We start from the raw sequence: 9,792 nt of genomic DNA on the forward strand, positions 1-9,792 counted from the left end.
AGACGCACTACCTGCGCGTGTACCTGGCCCAGCTGCGGCGCAAGCTCGAGCCCGAGCCAGGCCGACCGCGCTACCTGCGGACCGAGCCAGGGCTGGGCTACCGGCTCGAGGTCGGCCCGCAGCCCTGAGCCCGCGTCAAGATCAGCCGTCGACGCGTCAAGGACCTGACAGCACATCCACCCAGCTGAGCCGACTCGGGGTGTGCTGGTTGCATGGCCACAGCTGTGTCACCGGTACGGACCGCTGCGGAGCCGACGTCGGCAAGGCTCCCCGCCTCTCTCGTCCTGCTGCCCGCGTTCCTCGCGCTGCTGCTCGCCACGGGCGTCGTCGGGCAGGCGTCCGGGGTCGCGGCGATCGCGCTGAGCGCCCTGGTGGTTCTCCTGCCCAGCTGGCGGACGACGCCGGTCGGCGCGCTGCTGGTAGCCGCCATGGCGTGGCTGTTCCTCGACGGCTTCGTCTGGCATCCGGAAGGGGACCTCGGCCTGCCGTTCCTCGCGGACGCGCTGTCACTGGGGCTGCGCGCTGCTGCCGCGGTCAGTGCGTCGCTGCTGCCCCGGCTGCGCCGGCGCTCCCGCTGACCCCACGCCTGCCTCGCCTGGTCAGGCCCCAGGTCACCAGCCACGCGAACGTGGCGACCGAGATGATGAAGAAGCTGGGCGGCAGGTTGAACATCACCGACAGCACCAGGCCGATCCACACCGACAGCAGGCTGACCACGGAGCCGACGGCCAGGACCGCTCCCGGCCTGGCCGTGACCATGAACGCGGTGGCCGCGGGGGTGACCACGAGCCCGAAGAGCAGCAGCGTCCCGACGACCTGCACCGCCATCGTGATGACGAGCGCGAGCAGCACCATGAACAAGACCCCGAGCGCCCGGACGGGCACCCCCTTCGCCTCGGCGACCTGCGGGTCGGCTGAGGCGAACAGCAGCGGACGGTACACGGCCGCCAGGACGACGACGAGCACGAGCATGAAAGCACCGAACACGACCAGCTGGTCGGGAGCGATGGCCAGCAGGTTCCCGAACAGCACGTTGGTGACCGTGTTGGCGCTGCGGGTGGCCAGCGTGCCGAAGAGGATGCCGAGGCCGGTGGCGAAGGCCAGCACCGTGCCGGTGGCGACCTCCCGCTCGGCGGCCCGCTTGCCGAGCACCCCGATGGCCAGTGCGCCACCCAGCGTGAAGACGAGCAGCCCGGCCGTGATCGGCGCCCCCACGAGGACCGCGCCGGTCGCGCCCGGGAAGCCGATGTGCGCCAGCGCGTGCGTCGCGAAGGCGCTGCCGCGGACGATGACGAAGTAGCCGATCAGCCCCGAAGCGAGCGCCACGATGCTGCCGGCGATGAACGCGTTGCGCATGAAGCCGGCCTGCAGCACGGTCAGCCAGTCCGGCTGGAAGGCGGCGAGGACGCTCATCGGTCAGCCGCCCCTGGTGAACAGGTCACCCTGCGCCGTTCGGACGACCCGCACGCGGGTCCCGTACAGGTGGGTGAGCAGCTCCTCGCTGACGACGGCGTCCACCCCGGCGTAGTGGGCGTGGCCGTCCAGCAGGTAGATCGCGCCGGTGAGCACGGACAGCAGCGGGTTGAGGTCGTGGACGACGACGAGCACGCCGATCGCTCGGGAGGCCCGCAGGTCGGCCAGCAGGGCGACGATCTCGCGCTGGTTGCGCAGGTCGAGGTTCGCCAGCGGCTCGTCGAGCACCAGCACGGCTGGGTCGCTGACCAGCGCCTGGGCGATGGCCACCCGCTGCTGCTGGCCGCCGGACAGCTCGGACATCCGCCGGTCCGAGAACTCGAAGGCGTCCACCGCGCGCAGCGCGTCGTCGACCCGGGCCCGGTCGGCCGGACTCGTCGGCCGCAGTCCCCAGCGCCGTCCGGCCAGCCCGAGCATGACCAGGTCCCGCGCCCGCAGTGCCTCCCCGTTCGCGGCCGTGTAGTTCTGCGGCACGTAGCCGATCTGCGAGCTGCCGCGCCGGGGGGTCGCCCCGAGCACCTCGAGCGACCCACTGTCCGCGGGGATGAGCCCGAGCAGCAGCTGCAGCAGGGTGGTCTTGCCCGAGCCGTTCGGCCCGATGATGGCGACCATGGCCCCCATCGGGATCTCGAAGGTGGCGTCCGACCAGATGGTGCGCCCGCCGAGGGCGACGCTCACGTCGTGCAGGTGCAGCAGCGGCCCGGCCCCGCTCACGCGGACACCCCGAGCGCCTTGGCCAGCGCTGTCAGCTGGGCGACTTGCCAGCCGACAAAGGAGGTCGCGCCGGGAGCCACCGTCTCCGTGATGGCGACGACGGGCACCGAGGCGCTGGTCGCCGCCTGCCTGATCTGGTCCGGGACCGCCCCCACCGTTTGGGTGTTGAAGATCAGCACGTCCAGCTGCCGGCTGGCGAGCAGTTGCTGGAAGGCCAGCACGTCCCCGGGGGCGGGCTCGCTGCCGTTGGTCGCCGCGTTCTGGTAGCCCTGCGGGGTCTTGTTCACCAGCCCCAGCGCCACGGCCATGTAGTCGAAGATCGACTCGGTCGCGCCGTAGGTCTTCCCGGCCGCCGCCGCTTTGATCGACGCGATCACGTCGAAGTACGGCTTCATCGACGCCTGCCAGGCCGTGTGCTGAGCCGCGAAGTAGGCACTGGCCTTGGGCGCCAGCGCCTGCAGCTCGACGGTGACGGCGTCGGCCGTCCTGGTCACGTAGTCGGGGCTGTACCACAGGTGCGGGTTGGCCCCCGAGGACACACCGACCACGTTCCCGGCATCGACCACGGCGGGCCTGGGGGAGACCGTGGCCAGCACCTGCGTGGCCCAGGTGTCGTAGCCAGCCCCGTTGACCACGACGAGCGCGGCACCGGTGAACTTGGCGAGGTCCGAGGGGCTGGGGGAGAAGTCGTGCGGGTCGACCGCCGAGCTGGCGACGATCGTCTGCACCCTCGCGCAGCTCCCGCCGAGCTGGCTCACGATGTCGCCCCACTGGTTGACGCTGACCACCACGGTGACCGGGGTGACCGGACAGTCCGACGACCCGGTGGCCGACGACGTGGACGGACCGGACGAGCACGCGGCCAGCAGCACGGGGACGGCGGCCATCAGGGCAGCCAGGCGAATCTTCACGGGACTCCCGTCATCGACCGGGTGGCAGTGTCTCACCCTGGCAGCTGAAAACGACGTTCATCCCCAAATTGTTCCGGGGCGGGTGGTTCCCGCGGTCAGCCGGCGCCGTGCAGGGCCTGCGCCAGATCGGCGATCAGGTCGTCCGGATTCTCCAGGCCGGTGGACAGCCGCAGCAGGTTCGCGGCCGGACGCGCCTCCGGGGGGACCGGGCGGTGGGTCAGCGCCGCCGGGTGCTGGATCAGCGAGTCCACCCCGCCCAGGGACACCGCATGGGTGAACAGGCGCACCCGCTCGGTCACCTGTGCGGCCTGGGCGTAGCCGCCGGCCAGCTCGAAGGCGACCATGGCACCGGGGCCGCGCAGCTGGCGGCCGACCAGCTGGTCGGGGTCGCACTCGGGCAGGCCCGGGTAGTAGACCCGCTCGACCGCCGGGTGGGAGGTCAGCCAACCGGTGAGCTTCTCCGCGCCGGACTGCTGGGCCCGGACCCGAAGCGGCAAGGTGGGCAGCCCGCGGTGCAGCAGGTAGCCGGCCAGCGGGTGCAGCAGCGCCCCGGTCACCGCGCGGACCCGGCGCAGCGCGGCGGCCCACTGGGCATCAGTGGCGACCACGCCGGCGATCACGTCGCCGTGCCCGCCGAGGTACTTGGTCGCGCTGTGCAGCACGAGCGCGGCGCCGTGGTCGACCGGGTTCTGCAGGACCGGGGTGGCGAAGGTGTTGTCCACCAGCAGCGGCCGCCCGGCCGCGGCCTGCGCCGCCGCGGCGATGTCGGTGAGCTCGAGGGTCGGGTTCGCCGGGGTCTCGAGCACGACCAGGCAGGTGTCGTCCCGCACGCAGTCGGCGATCTCGTGCGGATGGCAGAAGGTCACCTCGGTGCCCAGCAGACCGCTGCCGAACAGGTGGTCGGTGCCCCCGTACAGCGGGCGGACGGCGACCACGTGCCGGCCGCCCGACTCGGCCATGGCGGCGAGCACGACCGCGGTCATCGCGGCCATGCCCGAGGAGAACGCCACGGCCTCTTCGGTGTGCTCGAGCCGGGCCAGCCCGGACTCGAACCGAGCCACCGTGGGGTTCCACAGTCGGGCGTACACCGCGCCGCCGTCCGGGTCGGGATGGCCCCCGCCGGCCATCGACTCGTAGGAGCGCCCGCCCAGCTCGATGTCCGGCAGCGGGTTCGTGGTGGACAGGTCGATCGGCGGGGCGTGCACGCCCAGCGCGGTGAAGTCCTCCCGTCCGGCGTGGACGGCCAGTGTGTCGAGAGAAAGATGCCGCTCATCCATGACATGAGCGTGCAAGGTATTGCGCTCCCTCACAAGCAGGTGCGAGGATTCCTCGGTCGTAGGCCCACTCTCGCGTGGATCATGGAGGTGCCGATGTGGCCGCACCCACCCCGCCGAGGATTCCGCCGCCGGTCCCGGCGGTCCCGCTGGACGGCACCGACCTGGCCATCCTCAGCGCGCTGGCGTCCGACGGCCGGCTGACCAACGCCACCCTGGCCGCACAGGTCGGGGTGGCCGAGTCCACCTGCATCCACCGGGTCCGGCGGCTGCGGCAGTCCGGCGTCATCGCCGGCTTCCACGCCGAGCTCGACCTGACCATGCTCGGCTACCCGCTGCAGGCGGTGATCAAGGTCCGGCTGGGCAGCCACAACCGTGAGCACGTGCACAGCTTCCACCAGACCCTGCGCTCGATCCCGGGGGTTATCACGGCCTTCCACGTGGCCGGTGAGGACGACTACCTGCTGCACGTGGCCGTGGTCTCGCCGGAGGCGCTGCGCGACCTGGTGCTCGAGCACGTGACCGTCCACCCGGCGGTCCGGCACACCGAGACCCACCTGGTCTTCGAGGTGATGCAGGGCCGGGGCGTCCTTCGTGACTAGAACAGGAGCGGGATGCTGCGCGCGGCCGTGTAGCCGGCCACGACGAGGATGAGCACGATGAAGGCCGCCGACAGCTTGGCGGGGTCGACCTTGGAGGCGACCCGGTTGCCGGCGATCGAGCCGATGACAGCCGCCCCGGTGAACAGCGCCATCAGGCCCCAGTCCAGCCGGACGTCGCCCCCGAGCCGTACGAGCAGGGACGCGCCGCTGTTCACTGCGATGACCAGCAGCGAGGTACCCACGGCCACCGGCATCTCGAAGCCGAGGGCCAGCACCAGCGCCGGCACGATGACGAACCCGCCCCCGACTCCGAAGAACCCGGTGAGCAGCCCGACGACGCTCGCGGCCACGAGCACCCTCAGCGCCGCCTTCGGCGCCGGGCGCCGGCTGACCCACCAGCGCACATCGGTCCGGACGGCGGTGGCGCGGACGGGCGGGGTCTCCGCGGCGCCGCCGACCGCCTCGGCCGCCGGCACCGTCACCACCACGGCAGGCGCGCTGACCGCAACGGCCCGGCTCGCCCGCAGTCGCTGGTACATCGCGCCGGCCGCCACCACCATGAGGCCGGCGAACGCCGTCAGCAGCACCTGCGGGTCGACGCTCGCCGACAGCCGGCTGCCCAGGTACGAGCCGGCGACGCCCAGGATCCCGAACACCAGGCCCTGAGCCAGCCGGACCCGGCCGGCCCGTGAGTGCGCGATCGAGCCGGACAAGGCGGTGATGCCGACGATGATCAGCGAGCCGGTCGTCGCGCTGTGCGGGTCCTGGTCCAGCAGGTACACGAGCGCGGGCACCGTGAGGATCGATCCGCCGCCGCCCAGGGCGCCCAGCGACAGCCCGATGACCAGGCCGACGGGCAGGGCGATGAGCAGCATGCGGAGTCCTCTCGAAAGCGTGGGTGGATCAGGCGATGCGCCCGACGCCGCCGTCCTGGGCGGCGATGGGCAGGTCGGCGCGCGCCCAGGCGCGCATACCCCCGGCCAGGTTGGAGACCAGCCGGCCGTCCCGAGCCAGCAGTGCGGCGGCCCGGGCGAAGCGCAGCCCGAACCGGCAGACGGTCACGACCCGGAGGCCGGCCGGCAGCTCGCGACTGCGAACGGACAGCTGGGACAGCGGGATGTGCTGCGCGTTCGGCACCTGGCCGGCCCGCCACTCGTGCGGCTCGCGGACGTCCACCAGGACGGCGCCGTCCTCGAGGAGCGAGGCGGCCACCGGGGCGGTCACCGTGTCGTACGGGCGCGCCAGCCGGCGTCTCGCTGTCGTACCGATCCGCACGCGGGTGACCTCCTCGTGGAGCGCCGGGTCAGGCCACCGACTCGTCGGCGTGCGACCCCTTCACCACCGGCCGGCCCAGCGCCATCCAGCCACCGGTTCCGCCGGCCACCGAGTATGCCGCGATCCCACGACCCTGCAGCCAGCTGGCCACGGTGAGCGAGCGGTTCCCCGAGGCGCAGATCACATAGACCGGCTCGGAGGTCGGCAGCTCGGCGACGAGGTGCGGCACCTGCCCCATGGGCATGAGCTGGGTGCCGGGGACGTGGCCGGCCATGTACTCGTACGGCTCCCGCACGTCGATGACGAATGCGTCGTGGGCGTGGGCGCTGGCGAACGACCGCAGGTCCACCTCGGGAAGCACGCAGATCCTCCGGGAATTGGGAGATACCCCTCGGGGTATAGGTAGAGCGTCAAGATACCTGCCGCAGAGCCTTTGACACAAACGCCGCGCCGGTGCTTCGCAGGGTCGGTCCAGGCCGCGCCGCGGCTCGGTCACAGATACGCCCGGGGGTATCCTCCTACGGTTCATCAGCCAGGTGTGCACCCGTGTCGCGGCCATCGAGATCACCGTCGCCGCCGCGTTCGCCGACGGCCTGGTCTCCTTCGCGTCGCCCTTCGTGCTGCCCCTGGTCCCGGCGTACCTGTCCGTGGTCACCGGACTGAACAGCAACACCATCCAGGAGGGCGGCCGCAGTCGGCTGCGCCGGGTGCTCGCCACCGCCGGCGGCTTCGTGCTCGGCTTCACGGCGGTCTTCGTGCTGCTCGGCCTGTCGGTGACCGCGGCCGGGCAGGCGCTGGCCAGCAACCGGCTGATGCTCACCCGGCTCTCCGGCCTGGTGGTGCCGGACATGGCCCTGTTCTCGGGGCGTCGCTGATCCTGCGGTCCCCGTGGCTGTACCAGGAGAAGCGCTGGCACCCGAAGCTGGACCGGTTCGGTCCGCTGGCCGCGCCGGTGGCCGGCGTCGCGTTCGGGTTCGGCTGGACGCCGTGCATCGGCCCGGTGCTCACCAGCGTGCTCGCGCTGGCCGCGAGCACCGGCCAGGCCGGGCGCGGGGCACTGCTGCTGGCCTACTCGGCCGGCCTGGCCGTGCCGTTCCTGGCCGTGCCGTTCCTGGCCGCCGCGTTGGCGCTCGACCGGATGTCCGGCAGCTTCGGCTTCGTCAAGCGCCACTTCACCGCGCTCACGGCCACCTCGGCCGTCCTCCTGGGGGTCTTCGGGATCCTGCTCTCCGTCAACCGCATGCTGCTCGTCACCACCGCCGTCCAGAACACCTTGGCCGCCGTCGGACTCGGTGGCCTCCTCCACCTCGGGTAGGAAAGGGAACTGCCAGTGACCACGAAGCCCGCCCCCGCTCCGGCAACGAGCGGTCGGCCAACAGCCGCCGGGCCCGTGAGGCCGCCAGGGAGCAGACCCGACGGCGCTGGATCGCCAGCGGGGTCGTGGTCGCCGCGGTGGCCCTGTTCGGCGGGGTCGCCGCGGTGGCACTCCGCAGCGGCACCGGCGCTTCGTCAGCCACCACCACGGCCGACGGCTACCGTGCCGACAAGACCGCCTTCGACCTGCCCGCGCTCACCGGTACGGGTCACCTACGGCTGGCGGACCACGTCGGGCGCCCGGTCGTGGTCAACCTCTTCGCGTCCTGGTGCGTGTACTGCAACGAGGAGCTGCCCGGCTTCGTGGAGGTGGCCAAGGCGACCAAGGGCCAGGTCGACTTCATCGACGTCAACACCAGCGAGACCGGGGACGGCGCGGCCATGGCCAGGCGCTTCTCGCTGAGCGGGGCCGGTTTCTCGCTGGCGAAGGACATCGGTGCCGCACCGGCGTCCGACCTGTAGTCGACGTATGGGACGCAGGGCCTGCCGGTCACGGCCTTCTACGACAAGACGGGCAAGCAGGTCGACTTCTCGCCGGGATGCTCACCCAGGCCCAGCTGGAGGAGCGGATCAAGACCGATTTCGGCATCGACGTCAAGGCGGCCGACTCCGCCACGCTGTCCGCCCCGGTCATCCCGGTCATCCCGGTCATCCCGGTCATCCCGGTCGGGCCTACGAGCTGCTCCGCAACAACGCCAGCAACCCCGGCTTCCTCGTCCTCGACGTCCGGACCCCCGCTGAGTTCGGGGGCGGCCACGTGCCGGAGGCCACCAACGTGGACTTCGAGGCGTCCGACTTCGCCGCGCAGCTGTCGAAGCTGAACAACGACAAGACCTCCCTGGTGTACTGCCACACCGGGAGCCGCAGCGGGCAGGCCACGGCGCTGATGAACTCGATGGGCTTCAAGCACGTCTACGACGTCCAGGGCGGCATGAGCGCCTGGGAGGCTGCGGTGCTGCGGACACCAAGTAGTCGTGGGCCGGTGCCGCTACCGTGCCGCCCCTCTCCCGCAGGAGGGGGTGGTCATTCGTTGCCGGTGCGGGTGCCGACGAAGGCCAGCAGGTCCGGGTCGGCGCTGACCAGCCGGCCGACCTCCTCGCCGGCGCTGCAGGTGAGCAGCGCGATCTCCACCAGGTCCCCGCGACGGGACAGCAGCCGCCACACCGCGCCGGTGTCCTCCCACCGGCGCAGCACCTCCACCGGCGCGTTCGGCTTCGAGCCCGGCGGCGGCGTCACAGGAACCGCACCGGGTCGAAGCTGTCGATCGGGATGATCCGGACCCGGGGCAGGATGCCGGTGAAGCAGTCGACGTCGTCCTCGAGGTCGAACAGCTGGACGCCGGGCGCCAGGTCGGCGAACCCGGCGTTGACGAACTCGCGGAACCCGAGGATCCCGACCCGCCGGCCTTGGCCGGCCAGGGCCGTGACCTGGGGGAGGAAGTCGCCGTCGTGGCTGGCCAGCAGAACGTCGCCGTAGCGCTGCTCGATCGCCTCGAGGGTGCGCTGGATGCCGATGTCCACGACCTTCTCCTGCGACCCACCGGCCAGCGGGATCGGCCGGTAGTCCAGCGCCAGTAACGCCTGGACGAAGGCCATCGGCATCTGTCCGGAGCTCGCGTTGAGGAAGAACAGCGCCTTCACCGGCTGGTCCCACACCTGCTGGGAGAACTCCCTGACCCGGTCCCAGCGGGGTCGCTCGTCCGGGCTCGGACGCCGACCGAGGACGCTGGCCCCCAGCGTCGCGTCGATGTTCTCCCCGTCGACGAGCAGGTAGGTCACTCTCTCGGCCGCGGTCTCCATAGCGGCACTGTAGGACTCGGCCGGTCAGGCCGCCTGGAACGAGCCGAGGAGGAACATCGCCCCGGTGGGGTCGACCAGCCCAGCGAACCGGCCCGGCCCCATCTGCATGGCGGGCAGGAACACGGAGGCGCCGAGGTGCTCGGCGCTGGCCGCCGACTCGTCGCAGTCCTCGACCGCGAAGTAGACCATCCAGCTGGATGGCGCCTCGGCGGGCGCGGCTGCCGGCATGGCCATCGCGCCCGCGTTGCTCTTGTCCTCGCCCTGCTTGGCGTCCAGGTTGGCCACCAGGTAGCCGTCACCGGCCGGCTCCCACCGCCAGCCGAAGACGGCGGCGTAGAACGCGGTGGCTCGCTCCAGGTCCCGGCTCTGC

At 71.9% G+C, this 9,792-nt stretch carries 16 protein-coding genes; 6 read left to right on the forward strand and 10 right to left on the reverse strand.

Going from position 1 to position 9,792, the window contains the following annotated elements; all coding sequences use genetic code 11:
• Positions 1-128 (forward strand): winged helix-turn-helix domain-containing protein (locus VIM19_19140; protein ID HEY5186959.1); only part of this gene is annotated, 128 nt, incomplete at its 5' end.
• 84 nt (positions 129-212) lie between these two features.
• Positions 213-578: a hypothetical protein gene (locus tag VIM19_19145; protein HEY5186960.1), complete on the forward strand. Its 366-nt coding sequence runs from the start codon at positions 213-215 to the stop codon at positions 576-578.
• On the opposite strand, the gene VIM19_19150 is transcribed toward VIM19_19145, so the two are convergent.
• The 4 genes from VIM19_19150 to VIM19_19165 all read right to left on the reverse strand — a co-directional run bounded on the left by VIM19_19150 (position 535) and on the right by VIM19_19165 (position 4,375).
• On the reverse strand, positions 535-1,413 hold the full coding sequence (locus tag VIM19_19150) for a metal ABC transporter permease (protein ID HEY5186961.1): 879 nt from the start codon (positions 1,411-1,413) through the stop codon (positions 535-537). The two genes, VIM19_19145 and VIM19_19150, sit on opposite strands and share 44 nt — an antisense overlap.
• A gap of 3 nt (positions 1,414-1,416) precedes the next feature.
• The gene (locus VIM19_19155; protein HEY5186962.1) at positions 1,417-2,187 is read right to left on the reverse strand and encodes an ABC transporter ATP-binding protein; all 771 of its coding nucleotides are present in this window, start codon (positions 2,185-2,187) and stop codon (positions 1,417-1,419) included.
• A complete protein-coding gene (locus VIM19_19160) occupies positions 2,184-3,074 on the reverse strand; it encodes a zinc ABC transporter substrate-binding protein (protein ID HEY5186963.1) in 891 nt (296 codons plus the stop codon). The genes VIM19_19155 and VIM19_19160 overlap by 4 nt, the downstream gene beginning before the upstream one ends.
• A 119-nt stretch (positions 3,075-3,193) precedes the next feature.
• Positions 3,194-4,375 (reverse strand): PLP-dependent aspartate aminotransferase family protein, encoded by a 1,182-nt coding sequence (locus VIM19_19165; GenBank protein ID HEY5186964.1) that lies wholly within the window; start codon positions 4,373-4,375, stop codon positions 3,194-3,196.
• Between the two features lie 95 nt (positions 4,376-4,470).
• Between VIM19_19165 and VIM19_19170 the strand changes: the two genes are divergently transcribed.
• Complete coding sequence (locus tag VIM19_19170; protein HEY5186965.1) at positions 4,471-4,974, forward strand: Lrp/AsnC family transcriptional regulator; 504 nt, start codon at positions 4,471-4,473, stop codon at positions 4,972-4,974.
• Here VIM19_19170 and VIM19_19175 read toward each other — a convergent pair.
• The 3 genes from VIM19_19175 to VIM19_19185 are packed head-to-tail and all read right to left on the reverse strand — an operon-like array spanning position 4,971 to position 6,610.
• Positions 4,971-5,849, reverse strand: a complete 879-nt coding sequence (locus VIM19_19175) for a sulfite exporter TauE/SafE family protein (protein HEY5186966.1) — start codon at positions 5,847-5,849, stop codon at positions 4,971-4,973. The genes VIM19_19170 and VIM19_19175 overlap by 4 nt on opposite strands.
• 28 nt (positions 5,850-5,877) lie before the next feature.
• Complete coding sequence (locus tag VIM19_19180; GenBank protein ID HEY5186967.1) at positions 5,878-6,249, reverse strand: rhodanese-like domain-containing protein; 372 nt, start codon at positions 6,247-6,249, stop codon at positions 5,878-5,880.
• A gap of 28 nt (positions 6,250-6,277) precedes the next feature.
• Positions 6,278-6,610, reverse strand: coding sequence for a rhodanese-like domain-containing protein (locus VIM19_19185; GenBank protein ID HEY5186968.1), 333 nt, complete (start codon positions 6,608-6,610; stop codon positions 6,278-6,280).
• Positions 6,611-6,785: 175 nt separating this feature from the next.
• Between VIM19_19185 and VIM19_19190 the strand changes: the two genes are divergently transcribed.
• From VIM19_19190 to VIM19_19200, 3 genes are all read left to right on the forward strand, one after another.
• Positions 6,786-7,124, forward strand: coding sequence for a cytochrome c biogenesis protein CcdA (locus VIM19_19190; protein HEY5186969.1), 339 nt, complete (start codon positions 6,786-6,788; stop codon positions 7,122-7,124).
• 2 nt (positions 7,125-7,126) lie between these two features.
• Complete coding sequence (locus VIM19_19195) at positions 7,127-7,564, forward strand: cytochrome c biogenesis protein CcdA (protein ID HEY5186970.1); 438 nt, start codon at positions 7,127-7,129, stop codon at positions 7,562-7,564.
• A gap of 125 nt (positions 7,565-7,689) precedes the next feature.
• Complete coding sequence (locus VIM19_19200; GenBank protein ID HEY5186971.1) at positions 7,690-8,085, forward strand: TlpA disulfide reductase family protein; 396 nt, start codon at positions 7,690-7,692, stop codon at positions 8,083-8,085.
• 561 nt (positions 8,086-8,646) lie between these two features.
• Here VIM19_19200 and VIM19_19205 read toward each other — a convergent pair.
• From VIM19_19205 to VIM19_19215, 3 genes are all read right to left on the reverse strand, one after another.
• On the reverse strand, positions 8,647-8,859 hold the full coding sequence (locus tag VIM19_19205) for a hypothetical protein (protein ID HEY5186972.1): 213 nt from the start codon (positions 8,857-8,859) through the stop codon (positions 8,647-8,649).
• Positions 8,856-9,422: an NYN domain-containing protein gene (locus VIM19_19210; GenBank protein ID HEY5186973.1), complete on the reverse strand. Its 567-nt coding sequence runs from the start codon at positions 9,420-9,422 to the stop codon at positions 8,856-8,858. The genes VIM19_19205 and VIM19_19210 overlap by 4 nt, the downstream gene beginning before the upstream one ends.
• A 24-nt stretch (positions 9,423-9,446) precedes the next feature.
• The coding region (locus tag VIM19_19215) for a VOC family protein (GenBank protein HEY5186974.1) at positions 9,447-9,792 on the reverse strand (346 nt) is incomplete at its 5' end.

This window comes from Actinomycetes bacterium (genome assembly GCA_036510875.1).
Classification (GTDB): Bacteria; Actinomycetota; Actinomycetes; order Prado026; family Prado026; genus DATCDE01.